General features: G+C 35.5%; 14 protein-coding genes. 13 read left to right on the top strand and 1 reads right to left on the bottom strand.

The genetic code is table 11. The features are described 5' to 3' along the window. Positions 1-96 precede the first annotated feature (96 nt). From rimP to infB, 3 genes are read left to right on the top strand one after another with little or no spacing between them, the layout of a single operon-like run. Complete coding sequence (gene rimP / locus AST99_RS16255) at positions 97-558, top strand: ribosome assembly cofactor RimP (protein WP_057783575.1); 462 nt, start codon at positions 97-99, stop codon at positions 556-558. A gap of 12 nt (positions 559-570) precedes the next feature. Beyond that, positions 571-1,803, top strand: a complete 1,233-nt coding sequence (nusA, locus tag AST99_RS16250; RefSeq protein ID WP_057783573.1) for a transcription termination factor NusA — start codon at positions 571-573, stop codon at positions 1,801-1,803. A 30-nt stretch (positions 1,804-1,833) separates the two neighbouring features. Next, positions 1,834-4,758 (top strand): translation initiation factor IF-2, encoded by a 2,925-nt coding sequence (gene infB / locus AST99_RS16245; protein ID WP_057783571.1) that lies wholly within the window; start codon positions 1,834-1,836, stop codon positions 4,756-4,758. A gap of 64 nt (positions 4,759-4,822) precedes the next feature. On the opposite strand, the gene AST99_RS16240 is transcribed toward infB, so the two are convergent. Further along, a complete protein-coding gene (locus AST99_RS16240) occupies positions 4,823-5,218 on the bottom strand; it encodes an SPOR domain-containing protein (RefSeq protein WP_057783569.1) in 396 nt (131 codons plus the stop codon). 530 nt (positions 5,219-5,748) lie between these two features. Between AST99_RS16240 and AST99_RS16235 the strand changes: the two genes are divergently transcribed. From AST99_RS16235 to ruvB, 10 genes are all read left to right on the top strand, one after another. Next, the gene (locus tag AST99_RS16235; RefSeq protein WP_057783567.1) at positions 5,749-7,038 is read left to right on the top strand and encodes a c-type cytochrome; all 1,290 of its coding nucleotides are present in this window, start codon (positions 5,749-5,751) and stop codon (positions 7,036-7,038) included. A 30-nt stretch (positions 7,039-7,068) separates the two neighbouring features. Continuing rightward, complete coding sequence (locus tag AST99_RS16230; RefSeq protein ID WP_057783564.1) at positions 7,069-10,350, top strand: TAT-variant-translocated molybdopterin oxidoreductase; 3,282 nt, start codon at positions 7,069-7,071, stop codon at positions 10,348-10,350. 30 nt (positions 10,351-10,380) lie between these two features. Next, positions 10,381-11,832, top strand: coding sequence for an NrfD/PsrC family molybdoenzyme membrane anchor subunit (gene nrfD / locus AST99_RS16225; RefSeq protein WP_057783562.1), 1,452 nt, complete (start codon positions 10,381-10,383; stop codon positions 11,830-11,832). Between the two features lie 9 nt (positions 11,833-11,841). Further along, on the top strand, positions 11,842-12,375 hold the full coding sequence (locus tag AST99_RS16220; protein WP_057783560.1) for a DUF3341 domain-containing protein: 534 nt from the start codon (positions 11,842-11,844) through the stop codon (positions 12,373-12,375). Between the two features lie 7 nt (positions 12,376-12,382). Continuing rightward, positions 12,383-12,940 (top strand): c-type cytochrome, encoded by a 558-nt coding sequence (locus tag AST99_RS16215; RefSeq protein WP_057783558.1) that lies wholly within the window; start codon positions 12,383-12,385, stop codon positions 12,938-12,940. 28 nt (positions 12,941-12,968) lie between these two features. Further along, entirely contained in the window at positions 12,969-14,351 is a 1,383-nt protein-coding gene (locus AST99_RS16210; RefSeq protein WP_057783556.1) for a cation-translocating P-type ATPase, read from the top strand. A 46-nt stretch (positions 14,352-14,397) separates the two neighbouring features. After that, on the top strand, positions 14,398-15,471 hold the full coding sequence (locus AST99_RS16205) for a cytochrome c oxidase subunit II (protein ID WP_057783554.1): 1,074 nt from the start codon (positions 14,398-14,400) through the stop codon (positions 15,469-15,471). 36 nt (positions 15,472-15,507) lie between these two features. Further along, positions 15,508-17,301 carry a cytochrome c oxidase subunit I gene (locus AST99_RS16200; RefSeq protein WP_057783552.1) on the top strand — a complete coding sequence of 598 codons (1,794 nt, stop codon included), beginning with the start codon at positions 15,508-15,510 and terminating at the stop codon, positions 17,299-17,301. An 85-nt stretch (positions 17,302-17,386) separates the two neighbouring features. Next, positions 17,387-18,202: a DNA/RNA non-specific endonuclease gene (locus AST99_RS16195; RefSeq protein WP_057783550.1), complete on the top strand. Its 816-nt coding sequence runs from the start codon at positions 17,387-17,389 to the stop codon at positions 18,200-18,202. A 59-nt stretch (positions 18,203-18,261) separates the two neighbouring features. Continuing rightward, positions 18,262-19,284 (top strand): Holliday junction branch migration DNA helicase RuvB, encoded by a 1,023-nt coding sequence (gene ruvB, locus AST99_RS16190; protein WP_057783548.1) that lies wholly within the window; start codon positions 18,262-18,264, stop codon positions 19,282-19,284. Positions 19,285-19,412 lie beyond the last annotated feature (128 nt).

Below are 19,412 nucleotides of genomic sequence, written 5' to 3'. Positions count from 1 at the left end.
AAGCTTGTGTGAATCAATAAAAAAATTGTATATTTGCCCCGTTGTAAGAAAAAAGAATATGCGAGGGGACAGAGTCCCCTCTTTTTATACTAAAAAATGTTTAGAACAACTGTTGAAGATTTATTAGAAAGCGCCTTACAAGAACGAGATGACTTGTTTTTGATAAGTTTAACTATTTCTGGAGATAATGCTGTTAAAGTTATTATTGACGGAGATGAGGGTGTGAGTGTTGAGGATTGTATGTTTATAAGTAGAGCTATAGAACATAATATAGATAGAGAAGAAATAGATTTTTCGCTAGAAGTTATGTCGGCAGGAGCTGCATCGCCTTTGTTGCAAAGTAGGCAGTATGTTAAAAATATAGGAAGAACCTTAGAAGTTAAAACGGAAACAGAGACTATTGAAGCTGTTTTGGTTGATGCTAATGAAGATGAAATAGTTTTAGAATGGAAAGCTAGAGAGCCTAAACCGGTAGGGAAAGGTAAAGTGACTGTTCAGAAAAAAGCAAATATTTCTTATAACGATATTGTAGAAGCTAAAGTGATGATTAAATTTTAATTCAAAAGAGTTATGGAAAATCTTGCGTTAATTGATTCTTTTTCAGAATTTAAGGACGATAAATTAATAGATCGTGTAACGTTAATGGCGATTTTAGAAGATGTTTTTAGAAACGCCTTAAAGAAAAAATTTGGAGACGATGATAATTTTGATATTATTATTAACCCAGATAAAGGTGATTTAGAAATATGGAGAAACCGTGTTGTCGTTGCAGATGGTGAAGTAGAAGAACCTAATCAAGAGATTTCTTTAACAGCTGCTCGTAAAATTGAGCCTGATTTTGAAGTTGGTGAAGATGTATCTGAAGAAGTGAAATTAATAGATTTAGGTCGTCGTGCTATTTTAGCATTACGTCAGAATTTAATTTCTAAAATTCATGAACATGATAATACAAATATCTACAAGCAATTTAAAGATTTAATTGGAGATATTTATACAGCAGAAGTACATCATATTCGTCACAGAGCTGTAATTTTGTTAGATGATGAAGGTAACGAAATCATTTTACCAAAAGAAAAACAAATTCCTTCAGATTTCTTCCGTAAAGGAGATAATGTAAGAGGAGTTATCGAAAATGTAGAATTAAAAGGAAGTAAACCGGCTATTATTATGTCGCGTACATCGCCTTTATTCTTAGAAAAATTATTCGAGCAAGAAATACCAGAAGTTTTTGACGGATTAATCTCTGTTAAAAACGTAGTAAGAATTCCAGGTGAAAAAGCAAAAGTAGCTGTAGATTCTTACGATGATCGTATAGATCCAGTTGGTGCCTGTGTAGGTATGAAAGGGTCTAGAATACACGGCATAGTTCGTGAATTAGGTAACGAAAATATAGACGTTATCAATTATACAAGTAACCTACAATTGTACATCACTAGAGCGTTAAGTCCAGCAAAAGTGACATCGATTAAAATTGATGAGGAAAACAAACGTGCAGAGGTTATTTTAAAGCCTGAAGAAGTAAGTAAAGCCATTGGACGTGGTGGTCACAACATTAGATTAGCCGGTCAATTAACAGGTTATGAGATTGATGTGTTTAGAGAAGGTGCAGAAGAAGATGTTGAATTATCTGAATTTTCTGATGAAATTGATAAGTGGATTATTGATGAGTTAAGCAAAGCTGGGCTTGATACAGCAAAAAGTGTTCTTGAACAAGATGTAGAAGACTTGGTGAAAAGAACCGATTTAGAAGAAGAAACAATTAACGAAGTTATTAGAATTCTTAGAGAAGAGTTTGAAGAATAACTTATATTTGGGGTATATTAAAGGCAATTTATGGCTGAAACAATAAGATTAAATAAAGTTTTACGTGAGTTAAACATCTCTATCGACCGTGCAGTAGATTTTTTAGAGTCTAAAGGCATCGACATCGATAAGCGTCCTACTACAAAAATTTCTCAGGAAGTATATAATGTACTTTCAGGCGAATTTCAAACAGACGCAAGTAAGAAGGTGGCCTCTCAAGAAGTAAGTGAAGCGAAGCTAAAAGAAAAAGAAGCCTTGCGTGAACAGCGCGAGCGTGAACTTGAAGCTAAACAAAAAGAAGAAGCTAAGAAGGAGCAGATAGTAAAAGCCAAATCACAGCTTTCGGGCCCAAAACAAGTAGGTAAGATCGACTTAGATCCCAAACCGAAAGATGTTGCGAAGCCTGTAGCAAAAAAGGAAGAACCTATTCAGCCTAAAGCAGAAGTAGAGAAACCTAAGGACGTTGTTCCAGAAGCAGAAAAGGTGAAAACAGAAGTAAAGCAGGAAGAAAAGCCTGTTGAAAAAGTAGAACCAAAAGCAGAGAAAAAAGAAGAAGTGCCAGTTAAAAAGGTAGAGCCCAAAGTTCCACAAACCCCAAAAGTAGAGCATAAGCCAAAACCAGTAACGCCACCTTCAACTCCTGCTAAACCATCTCCGTCTAAACCTGTTCAAGAGGTTAAGAAAACAGAACTTCCAAAAAAATCAGAACCTGTTAAAAAATCAGAGCCAAAAGCTGAAGAGGAAAAACCGGTTGTAGATGAACGTATAGAAACAAAGTATACTAAACTTTCAGGGCCAAAAATTGCTGGAGAAAAGATAGATTTATCTCAGTTTAATAAGCCTAAAAAGAAGCCTGTTGCTAAATCTGGCGATAATGCTGCTGCAAATAAAAGAAAGCGTAGACGTATAAGTAAACCTGGTGATAACAATACCAATAAACCTGGTGGAAACACTAGCGGACCTGGTAGAACTGTAAAACCAAGTACTTATAAAGGTAAAAGAGCTGGCGGTCCAGGACAAGCAAGACGTCCGATCGTTAAGGAAGAACCTAGTGAAGCAGATGTTCAAAAACAAGTTAGAGAGACCTTAGAAAAACTTCAAGGAAAATCTAGTAAAGGTAAAGGAGCTAAATATCGTAGAGATAAAAGAGATTCACATAGAGAACAAAGTCAGAAAGACCTTGATCAACAAGAAGTAGAAAGCAAAATCTTAAAAGTAACTGAATTTGTTACGGCTAGTGAAGTAGCAACGATGATGGATGTGTCTGTAACACAAATTATCTCGGCTTGTATGTCGTTAGGTATGATGGTTACCATGAACCAACGTCTAGATGCTGAAACACTTTCTATTGTTGCAGACGAATTTGGTTACCAAGTAGAGTTTGTAACATCAGATCTTGAAGATAACTTAGAGGTTATTGAAGATAAACCAGAAGATTTAATAGAGCGTGCACCGATTGTTACAGTAATGGGTCACGTAGATCACGGTAAAACGTCTTTACTGGATTATATCCGTAAGGAAAACGTTATTGCAGGAGAATCTGGAGGAATTACACAGCATATTGGTGCTTATGGAGTGCAATTAGATGGCGGACAAAAAATCGCATTCTTAGATACTCCAGGTCACGAAGCCTTTACAGCTATGCGTGCTCGTGGTGCTCAGGTTACCGATTTAGCAATTATTGTAGTTGCTGCCGATGATGATATTATGCCGCAAACTAAAGAAGCCATTGCTCATGCTCAAGCAGCGAGTGTGCCAATTATATTTGCGATTAACAAAATAGATAGACCAGCCGCTAATCCAGAACGTATTAAAGAACGTTTAGCACAAATGAACTTATTAGTAGAAGACTGGGGAGGTAAAATACAATCTCACGATATTTCTGCAAAAGTAGGGACAGGTGTAAAAGAATTATTAGAAAAGGTATTACTTGAAGCTGAATTATTAGAGCTTAAAGCCAATCCAAATAAGTCTGCTTCAGGAACAGTTGTAGAAGCATATTTAGATAAAGGTCGTGGTTATATATCAACGATATTAGTACAAGCAGGGACATTAAAAATTGGTGATTACGTTTTAGCTGGTAAAAACAGTGGTAAGATTAAAGCCATGCATGATGAACGTGGAAACGAAGTTAAGCAAGCGGGACCAAGTACACCAGTATCTATTTTAGGTTTAGATGGTGCGCCACAAGCCGGAGATAAATTCAATGTATTCGAAGACGAACGTGAAGCGAAACGTATTGCGACTAAACGTACGCAATTACAACGTGAACAATCTGTACGAACACAACGTCATATTACTCTAGATGAAATCGGACGTCGTATTGCTTTAGGAGACTTCCAAGAATTAAATATTATCCTTAAGGGTGATGTGGATGGTTCTGTAGAAGCATTAACAGACTCATTCCAGAAATTATCTACTGAAGAGATTCAAGTAAATATTATTCATAAAGGTGTTGGTGCCATCACAGAAAGTGATGTGTTATTAGCGTCTGCATCAGATGCGATTATTATCGGATTTAATGTAAGACCAATGGGTAATGCAAGAGCCATGGCAGATAAAGAAGAAATAGATATCCGTACATATTCAATTATCTACGATGCTATTAACGATCTTAAAGATGCTATGGAAGGGATGTTATCTCCAGAACTTAAAGAAGAGATTACTGGAACAGCAGAAATTAGAGAAATCTTTAAAGTATCTAAAATCGGAAGTATTGCTGGTTGTATGGTTACAAACGGTAAAATTATCAGAACTTCTGGTGTCCGTTTAATTAGAGACGGTGTGGTAGTTTACACTGGAGAATTAGCTTCATTGAAACGATTTAAAGATGATGTTAAAGAAGTGTCTAAAGGTTATGATTGTGGTATGCAAATTAAAAACTACAATGATATTAAAGAAGGCGATGTTATCGAATCTTTCCACGAAGTAGAAGTGAAAAAGAAACTTAAATAAGAGTTTTATATATAGTAACAAAAAAGGCAACCATTTGGTTGCCTTTTTTTATGCGTTTACTTTTTTAATTCTTTGGTTTGGGTTGAAAAATAAAACCATTAGGATATTTCTCCTTAATTTCTGTTAGTGCACGATCTGCTTCTAATCGGGTACGGTAACTTCCAATCCAAATCTTATAGTTTGGTGTTTCATAAACTAAAGTCGCTTTCCATTGATCAAATCCGTTTCTGTAGTTTGATAATTCTTTTTCTGCACCTACACGACTACCAGAATAAATTTGAATCTTAAAACGATTTGTCGCATTTTCATCCTTATTCATTTCTTTTTTTACCTCGAGTAACTTATCAATCTTATCATCTTGATTCAGTACAACACTTCCTTGTTGTGCATAGCTTGTTGCTGAAAGTGCTATAGCACAAAAACCAGTTAAGGCAATAGTCTTTATTTTAAATAATTTCATGTTCTAGTTATTATTTGCATTTACAAATGTAAAGTAATTCAGATAAAGATATAATAAACTGTCTATACATTCTTTTTTCACGCTTAAGGTCTAAGCTTATTCTGCACTATAATATGGTATAGTAATAAGAGTTTTTTCTAGATTTTTTACGTCTACTACTAAAGTTAACTTCGCTTAAATTTAGCGATATGAAAACGTTTGCACACATTAATAATTTGCTATAATGATAGATTTTGAACGTGTTTAAAATTAGAATCTTAAAGCAGTGTATTCACTTCATTAATACATGAATTGAGGTGTTCATGCTGTGAATATAATTAGCTAGTATTACTGAAAATACTGATATAATCCACCTATATCGGGGATTATGTTTTTTTATTTAGACCTTTTCTAAATTACCATTAACAATACTATAACGTTTTCTCAATCCACTTTAAATGTTATTTTTGTTGCATATTTTATGACTGTTTTTTCGTCTCTTCTAGATGGAGAAATTTTACCAAAGTTAAGAAGTTAATTCAACCAATAATATGAAACAGGTGATTCACCGTAAATTCAGCAAAAACATCTTTCGTTTAGCTATAGTTATTTTACTTGCGTTTACAACCTCTGTATCGGCTCAGGGCGACCCGGCAAAAGGAAAAGCATTGTTTAATTCTAATTGTGCCGCATGTCACCAATTAGATAAAAAAATGACAGGTCCTGCGTTGCGTAATATCGAAGCAAGGTTAAGTGAAGAGGGTCTTGATAAAGAATGGATTCATTCATGGGTACGTAATAGTTCTGGATTGATTAAGTCTGGAGACGCATATGCGAACAAGATTTTTAATGAATACAATAATGTTCCAATGACGGCTTTTCCTCAGTTGTCAGACGAGGATCTAGATAATATTTTAGCGTATACAGCGCAAGAAAAAGCTGCTCCGGCTCCTGCCGCAGCGGGTGCTGTTGGTGCTGCTCCTGCAAGTGGTGATGGTGATGGTATTTCTAATCAAATTATTTTAGGGGCTTTAGTGCTTTTATTTGGTTTGTTAGCGATGGCTTTAATCTTAGTGCGTCAAACTTTAAATCGTTTTGCTGAAGCTAAAGGTGTAGAGGTTGAAAAAACTTCAGGCTTACCTTTATGGAAAGCATTTATTCAAAATCAATTCTTGGTTTTAGTAACCGTTGTGATTTTATTATTAGTTGGTGCGTATTACGCTTATGGCTTTATGATGCAAGTTGGGGTAGATCAAGGGTATCAACCAGTACAACCAATTCATTATTCTCATAAAATTCACGCTGGGGATAACGGTATCGATTGTAAGTACTGTCACTCGTCTGCAAGAGTGAGTAAAACTTCAGGTATACCATCTTTAAATGTGTGTATGAACTGTCATAAATCTATTTATGAAGTAGCAGAATCTACAGCAACTCCAGAACACAGTAAAGAGTTTTACGATGGCGAAATCCAGAAGTTATACAAAGCTGTTGGTTGGGATGATACAGAGCAAAAATACACAGGAGAAACACAACCAGTTAAATGGGTTAGAATTCATAATTTACCAGACTTCGTTTACTTTAATCACTCACAACACGTAACTGTTGCAGGAGTAGAGTGTCAGACTTGTCACGGACCTGTAGAGGAAATGGAAGTTATGTACCAACACGCTCCATTAACAATGGGATGGTGTATTAACTGTCACAGAGAAACAAATGTAAAAGTTAAAGACAACGATTACTATACAAAAATCCACGAAGAATTATCTAAAAAGTACGGTGTTGAGGAGCTTACAGCTGCGCAAATGGGTGCTTTAGAATGTGGTAAGTGTCATTATTAATTTATTTAAGAAGTAATTCAATTATACAATATGTCATCAAACAAGAAATACTGGAAAAGTGTTGAGGAGCTAAACGAAAATAGCTCTATTGTTGAGGCGCTAAAACAAAACGAATTTGTTGAAGAAATTCCTACAGACGAGTTTTTAGGTGATAAAGCAACGCTTGAGTCATCTTCTACAACTCGAAGAGATTTCTTAAAATATGTTGGTTTTAGTACAGCAGCCGCATCGCTTGCAGCTTGTGAAGGACCAGTTATTAAATCGATTCCTTATGTAGTTCAGCCGGAACAAATTATTCCTGGTGTTGCAAATTATTATGCTACAACTATCGCAGATGGTTTCGATTTTACAAGTGTTTTAGTTAAAACACGAGAAGGTCGTCCTATTAAAATTGAGAACAATTCCTTAGCTAAAACTAACGGAAGTGCCAATGCAAGAGTTAATGCTTCGGTATTAGGATTGTATGATAGTTTAAGAGTGCAAGGGCCATTAAAATCTGGTAACCCTGTTTCTTGGAGCGATTTTAATGCTGAAATATCTTCTAAATTATCTGGTTTAAGTAGTGCAGGAAAAGAAATCGTGTTGTTAACTCAAACTTTTGCTAGTCCTTCTACAGAACGATTAATAAATACATTTAAAGAGAAGTACGGAAAGGTACGTCATGTTGTATATGATGCCGTTTCAGAATCTGCTGCTTTAGATGCATACCAAGCTAAATACGGTCACCGTGCATTAGCCGATTATAATTTTGCCGATGCAGAAACAATCGTTTCTTTTGGAGCAGATTTTATTGGTGATTGGCAAGGTGGTGGTTTCGATGCTGGATATTCTGCAGGACGTATACCTAAAGATGGTAAAATGTCACTTCACCTTCAGTTCGAGGCTAATATGTCTCTTACAGGAGCGAATGCAGATAAACGTTACCCTTCTACTCCAAGTCAACAAAAAATAGCATTAGCTAAATTGTATGGTCATGTAGTAGGTGGTTCGGTTTCTGGAACTTTACCAGAATATATAGATGCCGCTGTTAAGAATGCTGCTGCAAAACTTAAAAAAGCTGGTCGTGCTGGAGTTGTTGTTACAGGTTTACAAGATGTAAATGCTCAAGCGTTAGTATTAGAAATTAATGCAGCCTTACGTAGTAAAGCATTTAGACCTAGAGTGCCAATTTTAACAAGACAAGGTAACGATAAAGCTGTTTCACAATTAGTAGCAGACATGAAAGCTGGTCGTATTGGCGGAATTATTATGAGTGGAGTAAATCCATTATATAGTTTACCAAACACAGTAGATTTTGCTGAAGGTTTAAAGAAAACAGAATTAGCTGTAACATTCTCGATGAAATCAGATGAGACAGCTTCTCAAACAGAATATTTAGCTGCAGCACCTCATTATTTAGAAGCTTGGGGAGATGTAGAATTAAAACGCGGACATTTTGCGCTTACGCAACCAACTATTCGTCCGTTGTTTGATACCAAACAATTTCAAGAGGCTTTATTAGCGTGGACAGGAAATACATCTTCTTACCACGATTATATTAAAGAAACTTGGAATGATAGTGTTTTAGGTGGCGCTTCATTTAATCAAGCGATTCACGATGGTTCTTTTATTGCAGGTTCAATAGGAGCTTTAGTAAATGGCATGTCTAAAGAAACAATTGAAGAGACTAAAACAACTTTAAAAGACAACAAAGATAGAACTTGGGCTGGTAACGTTATTCACGATGCAGCTGTAGGTATAGGTCTTGCTAAAGAAGATCAAGACGAGTTTGAAACTTCATCTACATCTAAAACTGTTAATGCAGAAAATGGTGTTTCTGGTGAAGGATTTACAGTGTCTGAAATCTCTGGAACTGCTGCAGCATCTGCACTGGTAGCTTCAGCTAAGTCTGAAGGTCTAGAGTTAGTATTGTATACTAAAGTAGGTATGGGAGACGGTCAACAAGCCAATAACCCATGGTTACAAGAATTTCCAGATCCAATTACAAGAACCTCTTGGGATAACTACTTAACAGTTTCAAAATCTGATGCAGAAGCGTTAGGATTAATGAACAAGAATGTTGCTAATGGTGGTTTAAATGGAAGTTATGCTAGTGTAACTGTAAACGGAGTAACTTTAGAACGTGTTCCTGTTTTAATACAACCAGGGCAAGCTAAAGGTTCTGTAGGTTTATCGTTTGGATATGGTAGATACGCTGGATTAAAAGATGAAATGAAAACTGGTGTAAACGCTTTTGGTTTATATCAAAATTTTAATACGGTTCAAAACGTAACAGTTGCTGCTGTTGATGGTGAGCATGAATTTGCTTGTGTACAACTGCATAATACGTTAATGGGACGTGGAGATATTATTAAGGAAACTACTTTAGAAATCTTTAATACTAAAGATAAATCTGTATGGAATCCTATGGCAATGGTATCTTTAAACCATGTTGAAACGCCTGTAACGTCTCCAGATGTAGATTTATGGGATGAGTTTGACCGTAGTGTTGGACATCATTTCAATTTATCTATCGACTTAAACGCTTGTACAGGATGTGGAGCATGTGTTATTGCATGTCACGCAGAAAACAATGTACCAGTAGTAGGTAAGAGTGAAATACGTCGTAGCCGTGATATGCACTGGTTACGTATTGATAGATATTATTCTTCTGATGAAACATTTGATGAAGATAATACTAAGAAAGACGAGTTTTCAGGTCTATTTGGAGATAAAGGTTCTCTTGGTGGATTTGGAGAAATGGAGCATCCTTCAGAGAATCCACAAGTCGCTTTCCAACCGGTAATGTGTCAACATTGTAATCACGCACCTTGTGAAACAGTTTGTCCAGTAGCGGCAACATCTCACGGTCGTCAAGGACAAAACCAAATGGCATATAACCGTTGTGTAGGTACAAGATATTGTGCTAACAACTGTCCGTATAAAGTACGTCGTTTTAACTGGTTCTTATACAATGGTAATGATGAGTTTGATTACCATATGAATGATGACTTAGGACGTATGGTTTTAAACCCAGACGTAGTAGTACGATCTCGTGGTGTAATGGAAAAATGTTCTATGTGTATTCAAATGACACAGAAAACAATTCTTGACGCTAAACGTGACGGACGTGTAATTAAAGACGGCGAATTCCAAACAGCTTGTTCTGCCGCTTGTAGTAGTGGAGCTATGGTATTTGGAGATGTTAACGATAAAGAAAGTAAGGTAGCACACCTTAAAGAAGATAATCGTATGTATCACTTGTTAGAGCATGTTGGGACAAAACCTAATGTGATTTACCAGACAAAAGTGAGAAATACAACAGAAGCATAATAACGAATTAAGAAATAATTAGATAAGGATATGGCGTCTCATTACGAAGCACCTATAAGAAGACCCTTAGTTACAGGAGAAAAGTCTTACCACGACGTTACTGTCGATGTAGCAAGACCTGTAGAAGGAAAAGCAAATAAGTTATGGTGGATAGTTTTCTCTATTTCATTAGCAGCTTTCCTTTGGGGAATAGGATGTATATTATACACAGTATCAACTGGTATTGGAACTTGGGGTTTGAATAAAACCGTAGGTTGGGCCTGGGATATTACCAACTTTGTTTGGTGGGTAGGTATCGGTCACGCAGGAACGTTAATTTCTGCAGTACTATTATTATTCCGCCAGAAATGGAGAATGGCAATTAACAGATCTGCAGAAGCCATGACCATCTTTGCGGTATTCCAAGCAGGTTTATTCCCAATTATTCACATGGGGCGTCCATGGTTAGGTTACTGGGTTTTACCAATTCCAAACCAATTTGGTTCGTTATGGGTGAACTTTAACTCACCTTTACTTTGGGATGTATTTGCGATTTCAACGTATCTATCTGTATCATTAGTATTCTGGTGGACAGGTTTATTACCAGATTTCGCTATGTTAAGAGACCGTGCAGTAAAGCCTTTCCAAAAGAAAATTTATGCTTTATTAAGTTTTGGTTGGTCAGGTAGAGCAAAAGACTGGCAACGTTTTGAAGAAGTATCTTTAGTGCTTGCAGGTTTAGCAACACCATTAGTACTTTCTGTACACACCATTGTATCTTTTGACTTTGCTACTTCAGTAATACCAGGATGGCATACTACCATTTTCCCTCCATATTTCGTTGCAGGAGCAGTATTCTCTGGATTCGCTATGGTAAATACACTTCTTATTATTATGAGAAAAGTGTGTAACCTTGAAGATTATATTACAGTACAACATATCGAATTAATGAACATTGTAATCATGATTACAGGTTCTATAGTTGGTGTGGCTTATATTACAGAATTGTTTATTGCTTGGTATTCTGGTGTAGAGTACGAACAATACGCTTTCTTAAACAGAGCAACAGGTCCTTATGCTTGGGCATACTGGATGATGATGTCTTGTAACGTATTCTCTCCACAATTTATGTGGTTTAAAAAATTAAGAACAAGTATTATGTTCTCATTCTTTATCTCTATAGTAGTAAACATTGGGATGTGGTTTGAACGTTTTGTAATTATTGTAACCTCGTTACACAGAGATTACTTACCATCATCATGGACCATGTTCTCACCTACATTTGTAGATATTGGAATATTTATTGGAACAATAGGATTCTTCTTTGTATTATTCTTATTGTACTCTAGAACATTCCCTGTAATCGCTCAAGCAGAGGTTAAGACTATTTTAAAGTCTTCTGGACAGAGTTATAAAAACATCAGAGAACGAGGAGATAGTTTAGTTGGAACAGGTGCAGATCCTAGAACTTCTGGAGCCTCAGTTAATAATTCAAAAAACTAAGAGTAGCATATGGAATCTTCAAAAGTTATTCACGCTATTTATACAGACGACGATATTTTAATGGCTGCCGTTAAAGATGTTCGCGTAGCAAAATATCACATAGACGAGGTCTATACACCTTTTCCGGTTCACGGACTAGATAAAGCGATGGGATTAGCGCCAACTCGTTTGGCAATCACCGCTTTTATATATGGATGTATTGGTTTAACAGTGGCAACACTTATGATGAATTTTATCATGATTGAAGACTGGCCACAAGATATTGGTGGTAAACCAAGTTTTAGTTACTTAGAAAACTTGCCTGCCTTTGTACCAATTATGTTTGAACTTACTGTGTTTTTTGCGGCTCACTTAATGGTTATTACTTTTTACTTAAGAAGTAGAATTTGGCCTTTTAAAGATGCAGAAAATCCAGATCCAAGAACTACAGATGATCACTTTTTAATGGAGATATCAGTAGATAATAACAATGAATACGCTATCACCGAGTTGTTAAAAACTACAGGTGCAGTAGAAATTAACTTAGTAGATAAAGCCCATTAATAGACTTATGAAAAGCTTAATAAAAATATTTGCCATAGCCGTAGTTTTAATATCTGCAGTATCTTGTCAGGAGAACGGCAGACCAAACTATCAGTTTATGCCTAACATGTACGAATCTGTAGGATATGAGACGTACAGTGAAACAGCAGCATTTAGAAATGGTGTTGAAGCGCAGTTACCAGCAGATGGTGCTATAGCAAGAGGACACATGCCTTTTACTATCCCTAATACATTAGAAGGATACGACGATGCAAAATTAAACTTAATGAATCCTTTAGATTCAACGTTAATTGACGCTAAAAGAGGTAAAGAATTGTACGACATCTACTGTGGAATTTGCCACGGAACAAAAGGAGATGGACAAGGAAACTTAGTAAAAAGAGAAAAAATATTAGGGGTTCCTCAATACGATGATGCTGGACGTAATATTACTGTTGGTAGTGTATACCATACTATTTATTATGGAAAGAATGCAATGGGATCTTACAAGAACCAATTGTTAGACGAAGAACGTTGGCAAGTAGCTGCTTATGTTATGCAACTTAAAGCAGATTTAGAAAAGTAAGTCGATTAGATAAAGATTATATATAGATATGTACACACTTTCAAATAAATTAAGAACATTTTCTTTCGCTCTAATAATCTTAGGATTTATAGGGGTAGTATATGGTTTTATGTCTTCTCATAAATCTTTAGACGAAGTAAAAACAATGTTGGCCACTGAGGCTGCACATCATGAAGGAGGAGGTCACGAAGTAGCACAAGCTACACATGCTGATGATACTCATGAAGTACACGGAGAAGCCCCAGCACATGGAGAAAATGCACATGCACATGCAGAAGCAGATGCTCATGACGCTCATGGTGATGCTCACGCAGAGCATGTTCAACATCAAATAGCAAATAGACCGTGGTCTGCATTATATGTAGCTGCTTTCTTTTTTATGATGATTGCTTTAGGTGTATTAGCCTTTTATGCAATACAAATAGCTGCACAAGCAGGTTGGTCTCCAGTACTTTTTAGAGTGATGGAAGGGATTACTGCTTACTTATTACCAGGTGCTGTAATTGTACTTTTAATTGCTGTTGCTTCCGGAACAATTGGTCATTACAATATTTTTGTATGGATGGATCCTGAAGTAGTTGCTCACGATAAATTAATTCAAGGTAAAGCAGGATGGTTAAACATTGGATGGTTTGCTGTAAGAGGATTAGTCTTTATCGCTGGATGGAGCGCTTACAGATATTTTTCACGTAAATTTAGTTTGGCTCAAGATAATGCAGATGATAACTCTAACTTCAAGAAAAACTTTCGTATTTCTGCAGGGTTCCTAGTATTCTTTATCTATACAGAATCTATCATGTCTTGGGACTGGATTATGAGTGTAGATCCACACTGGTTCTCTACATTATTTGGATGGTATGTATTCGCAAGTATGTTTGTAAGTGGTATTACAGTTATCGCTTTAATAACAATCTACTTAAAGTCTAAAGGATATTTAGAATTAGTTAACGATAGTCATATTCATGATTTAGCTAAATTTATGTTCGGTATTAGCGTGTTTTGGACATACTTATGGTTCTCTCAATTTATGCTTATTTGGTATTCTAACATTCCAGAAGAGGTTACTTATTTTATTACACGTATAGAAGATTATAACTTACCTTTCTTTGGTATGGTTGTCTTAAACTTCTTATTCCCATTATTAATTTTAATGAACAGTGATTACAAACGTATTCCTTGGTTTATTGTAATGGCTGGTGTTGTAATTTTATTCGGACACTATATTGATATTTTCAACATGATTATGCCTGCTACCGTTGGAGATAGATGGTCTATAGGTATTCCTGAGATAAGTTCAATATTATTATTTGCAGGATTGTTTATATTTGTCGTGTTTACAGCTTTAACAAAAGCACCATTACATGCAAAACGTAATCCTTTGATGAAGGAAAGTGAACATTTTCATTATTAATTCACTGTCCATTATTTATAACATATAAAGACCAATAACAAACAGTATGACTGCTTTATTTATAATTTTAGTTTTAGTATTTATATTAATAGCCATCTGGCAAATGGTAAAGATTTTCGATTTGGCTCAAGCGGGCCTTCCTGAAAATGATCAAGTTGCTACAGAAAAAGATAATACCATAAACGCCTATCTTATGATGGGGTTTTTGGCGTTCATTTATATCATTACTATTGTATGTATTGTAAAATGGGGAGACTTACCTTTATTATCTAATTCTGCGTCTGCTCACGGACCTGAAGTTGATAATTTAATGATTATCTCTTTAGTGTTAATTTTTGTAGTACAAACTATTACTCAATTCTTATTACATTATTTTGCATTTAAATATAAAGGACAAAAAGGTCGTAAAGCATTATTCTTTGCAGACAATAATACCTTAGAAGCGATCTGGACTATTATTCCTGTAATTACTTTAGCAGGTTTAATTATTTACGGTTTATTCACTTGGACAAGCATCATGAATGTGAGTGAAGACGACGATCCAATTGTAGTAGAATTATATGCACAACAATTTAACTGGAAAGCCAGATATAGTGGTGCCGATAATACTTTAGGAAAAGCTAACGTAAGATTAATTGATATTGATAAAGCAAATATCTTAGGTTTAGATGAATCTGATCCGAATGCACAAGATGATATCATTACCTCTGAATTGCATTTACCGGTAGGAAAACCAGTATTATTTAAAATGCGTTCTCAAGATGTTTTACACTCTGCATACATGCCTCACTTTAGAGCACAAATGAACTGTGTTCCGGGTATGGTAACTCAATTTGGTTTTACACCAACAATCACGACCGCAGAAATGCGTCAGAATCCAGATATGATTGATAAAGTAAAACATATTAATGAAATTAGAGTAGAAAATAGTAAAGACTTAGTTGCTAAGGGTGAAGACGCTTTAGATGCATATGAGTTTGATTATTTATTATTATGTAACAAAATTTGTGGTAAATCTCACTACAATATGCAAATGAAAATAATCGTGGAAACTCAAGAAGAATACGATGCTTGGATTAAAGAGCAAAAGATTTTCAAAAATTCCTTAGTAAAAAACTAGTTCAATCAACAAGATTTAAAAAACCGAAAATAGATTATGTCAGCACACGCAGATACTCACGTTCACGACGACGATCACGGACATCATCATGAACCAACTTTTATAACCAAATATATATTTAGTACAGATCATAAAATGATCTCTAAACAATATTTGATTACAGGAGTCTTCATGGGGATTATTGGAATTCTTATGTCTATTATGTTCCGTATGCAAATAGCATGGCCAGAAGAGCCTAATGTGTTATTTGAAGCTTTATTAGGTAAATGGGCTCCAGACGGTGTAATGGATGCAGATATTTATTTGGCATTAGTAACTATACATGGTACTATAATGGTATTCTTTGTGCTTACAGCTGGATTAAGTGGTACGTTTAGTAACCTTTTAATTCCGTTGCAAATTGGTGCACGAGATATGGCTTCAGGATTCCTTAACATGGTATCTTATTGGTTATTCTTTGTATCATGTATCATCATGATTTTTTCATTATTTGTTGAAGCTGGACCTGCAGCAGCAGGATGGACTATTTATCCGCCTTTATCTGCATTGCCAATGGCATCTAGTGGTTCTGGGATGGGAATGACACTTTGGTTAGTTTCTATGGCTATATTTATTGCTTCTCAATTAATTGGAGGTTTAAACTATGTTGTAACTGTACTTAATTTACGTACAAAAGGGATGTCTATGACAAGATTACCTCTTACAATTTGGGCATTTTTCGTTACAGCTATTATTGGTTTAGTATCTTTCCCTGTATTATTATCTGCAGCATTATTATTAATAATGGATAGAAGTTTTGGAACATCATTCTTCTTATCAGATATTTTTATTCAAGGTGAAGTATTACATTATCAAGGTGGTTCTCCAGTATTATTCGAACACTTATTTTGGTTCTTAGGACACCCTGAAGTATATATTGTTATTTTACCTGCAATGGGATTAGTATCAGAAATTATGGCTGCAAATTCACGTAAACCTATCTTTGGTTACCGTGCCATGATTGCTTCTATTTTAGCTATTGCTTTCCTTTCAACAATTGTTTGGGGTCACCATATGTTCGTTTCAGGTATGAATCCGTTCTTAGGATCTGTATTTACATTTACAACATTATTAATTGCAATTCCTTCTGCTGTAAAAGCTTTCAACTGGATTACAACCATTTGGAAAGGTAATATACAAATGAACACTGCAATGTTATTTTCTATTGGTTTTGTATCTACTTTTATTACTGGTGGATTAACAGGGATTATTTTAGGAGATAGTGCTTTAGATATTAATGTTCACGATACTTACTTTGTAATTGCTCACTTTCACTTGGTAATGGGGATATCTGCTCTTTACGGAATGTTTGCAGGAGTGTACCACTGGTATCCTAAAATGTTCGGACGTATGATGAACAAAAACTTAGGTTATATTCACTTTTGGGTAACTGCAGTATGTGCTTACGGTGTATTCTTTCCAATGCACTTTATAGGTATGGCTGGTTTACCAAGACGTTATTATACAAACTCTAATTTTCCTTTATTCGACGATTTAGCCGATGTAAATAAAGTAATTACCATATTTGCTATTGTAGGTGGAATTTTCCAAATAGTATTCTTATACAATTTCTTTATCAGTATATTCTATGGTAAAAAAGCCACTGCAAATCCATGGAGATCGACTACTTTAGAATGGACTACTCCAGTAGAGCACATTCACGGAAACTGGCCAGGAGAACTTCCAGTAGTATATCGTTGGGCTTACGATTATAGTAAACCAGGTCACGATGTAGATTTTGTACCTCAAAATATTCCTTTAAAAGAAGGAGAAGAAGAGTTACAACACTAAGAACTCTATTACTTAACATATTAAAAAGCCTTTTCATTTTGTTTGAAAAGGCTTTTTCTTTGTACTTTAATTGCCTAAATATATTATGAAGAAATTTTTATCTATTATCGGTGTCATCATTATTATTGGTGTGTATGTGTACGAACAATATCTCAAGACGGCAGATACAGATGTTGACGAAGAGTATAATGAACAACCAGATCTTCGTAATAAAAAAGATAATGCATACTATTTACCCACGTCTACAACTGGTCAGATCGTATATCATAATAATTATACTTTATCTTACAACGAAGCCCACGAACAAGCAGAGTGGGTGGCTTATGAGTTAAAGAAATCTGATATTGTTTATGTCGATAGAAAACGTCCGTATTTTTATGAAGACAAAGCCGTAAAAACCAAATCTGCAGATTGGAGAAGTTATAAAAAATCGGGTTATGATAAGGGACATTTATGTCCAGCCGCAGACCGCAGAAAAACGGTAGAAACTTATAATGAAACGTTTTTAACTAGTAATATTTCTCCTCAAAATCATGATTTTAATGCAGGAATTTGGAACGAATTAGAACAAACGGTTCGTTCTTGGGCAAAATCATATCAGGATGTGTATGTAGTTACTGGTGGTGTTTTAAAAGGTGATCTTAAAACTATAGGTAAAGATCAGGTTTCTGTCCCTAATTATTTTTATAAAATTATCTTTAAAGCCGATGGGGCACACTCTAAAATGATTGCTTTTTTAATGCCAAATAGAGCGAATGAGAAGAAACCTATTAAAAGTTATGTGGTATCTGTAGATCGGATTGAAGCGGAAACAGGTATCGATTTTTTTCCTAAATTAGAAGATGCTTTAGAGATTGAACTCGAAGCAAAAGCAAATACTAGTGATTGGCGATTTAGATAATTGATCAATTTCTTTCAATCGACTTAAATAATGATTTACTTTGTTTTTTTATACGACTTATGAATGAAAACTTGAATCCAGAAAAAGACAACTTCTCTCCAGAAGAAGTCGATGTTGAAAAAGCATTAAGACCCTTATCGTTCGACGATTTTGCTGGTCAAGATCAGGTTTTGGAAAATCTAAGTATTTTTGTAGAGGCAGCTAACCGTCGTGGAGATGCTCTAGATCATACATTGTTCCATGGTCCTCCAGGCCTTGGTAAAACCACTTTAGCACATATTTTAGCCAACGAACTTGGTGTTGGTATAAAAGTGACCTCAGGTCCTGTTTTAGATAAACCAGGGGACTTGGCAGGCTTACTTACCAATTTAGATGAACGCGATGTATTATTTATAGATGAAATTCATCGTTTAAGTCCTATTGTTGAAGAATATCTGTATTCTGCAATGGAAGATTATAAGATAGATATCATGATAGAATCTGGACCAAATGCACGTACGGTTCAAATTCATTTAAATCCATTTACACTTATTGGTGCTACAACACGTTCTGGATTGCTTACTGCGCCTATGCGTGCCCGTTTCGGAATTAGTAGCAGACTTCAATATTATTCAACTGAATTACTATCTACGATTGTACAACGTAGTTCCGAAATCCTAGAGGTTCCCATGGATGTCGATGCCGCTATAGAAATTGCTGGCAGAAGCCGTGGTACACCACGTATTGCAAATGCCTTATTACGTCGTGTTCGAGATTTTGCCGAGATTAAAGGTAATGGGACTATAGATTTAGCCATCGCTAGATTCGGATTAAAAGCGTTAAATGTAGATGCTCACGGTTTAGACGAAATGGACAATAAAATTTTAACGACTATAATCGATAAATTCAAGGGTGGCCCAGTTGGGATTACCACTTTAGCTACTGCGGTTAGTGAAAGTGCCGAAACCATTGAAGAAGTGTATGAACCATTCTTAATTCAGCAAGGCTTTATCATGCGTACACCACGCGGTCGAGAGGTTACCGAAGCTGCATATTCTCACTTAGGGCGCATTAAAGGGGCTGTTCAAGGTGGCTTGTTTTAATCGTGTATTAATAATTAGATTTTTCTAATGTATAACCAATTCAAAAGTGTTATAAAAATACTATTTCCTAAGACTTGGTTAAGAAACAATCAAGAGGCATTTCGTGCTTTGATTTCTATATTTTATCG

It is taken from the genome of Formosa algae (assembly GCF_001439665.1).
In the GTDB taxonomy this organism is placed as follows: Bacteria; Bacteroidota; Bacteroidia; order Flavobacteriales; family Flavobacteriaceae; genus Formosa; species Formosa algae.
This window is presented reverse-complemented; position numbering and strand designations above follow the sequence as displayed.

What these genes read in the sequence shown, in the direction of transcription:
- ruvB (WP_057783548.1), top strand. Translation starts at nt 18,262, where the DNA reads ATGAATGAAAACTTGAATCCAGAAAAAGACAACTTCTCTCCAGAAGAA.
- AST99_RS16200 (WP_057783552.1), top strand. Translation starts at nt 15,508, where the DNA reads ATGTCAGCACACGCAGATACTCACGTTCACGACGACGATCACGGACAT.
- infB (WP_057783571.1), top strand. Translation starts at nt 1,834, where the DNA reads ATGGCTGAAACAATAAGATTAAATAAAGTTTTACGTGAGTTAAACATC.
- AST99_RS16205 (WP_057783554.1), top strand. Translation starts at nt 14,398, where the DNA reads ATGACTGCTTTATTTATAATTTTAGTTTTAGTATTTATATTAATAGCC.
- AST99_RS16195 (WP_057783550.1), top strand. Translation starts at nt 17,387, where the DNA reads ATGAAGAAATTTTTATCTATTATCGGTGTCATCATTATTATTGGTGTG.
- nrfD (WP_057783562.1), top strand. Translation starts at nt 10,381, where the DNA reads ATGGCGTCTCATTACGAAGCACCTATAAGAAGACCCTTAGTTACAGGA.
- AST99_RS16215 (WP_057783558.1), top strand. Translation starts at nt 12,383, where the DNA reads ATGAAAAGCTTAATAAAAATATTTGCCATAGCCGTAGTTTTAATATCT.
- AST99_RS16240 (WP_057783569.1), bottom strand. Translation starts at nt 5,218, where the DNA reads ATGAAATTATTTAAAATAAAGACTATTGCCTTAACTGGTTTTTGTGCT.
- nusA (WP_057783573.1), top strand. Translation starts at nt 571, where the DNA reads ATGGAAAATCTTGCGTTAATTGATTCTTTTTCAGAATTTAAGGACGAT.
- AST99_RS16230 (WP_057783564.1), top strand. Translation starts at nt 7,069, where the DNA reads ATGTCATCAAACAAGAAATACTGGAAAAGTGTTGAGGAGCTAAACGAA.
- rimP (WP_057783575.1), top strand. Translation starts at nt 97, where the DNA reads ATGTTTAGAACAACTGTTGAAGATTTATTAGAAAGCGCCTTACAAGAA.
- AST99_RS16220 (WP_057783560.1), top strand. Translation starts at nt 11,842, where the DNA reads ATGGAATCTTCAAAAGTTATTCACGCTATTTATACAGACGACGATATT.
- AST99_RS16210 (WP_057783556.1), top strand. Translation starts at nt 12,969, where the DNA reads ATGTACACACTTTCAAATAAATTAAGAACATTTTCTTTCGCTCTAATA.
- AST99_RS16235 (WP_057783567.1), top strand. Translation starts at nt 5,749, where the DNA reads ATGAAACAGGTGATTCACCGTAAATTCAGCAAAAACATCTTTCGTTTA.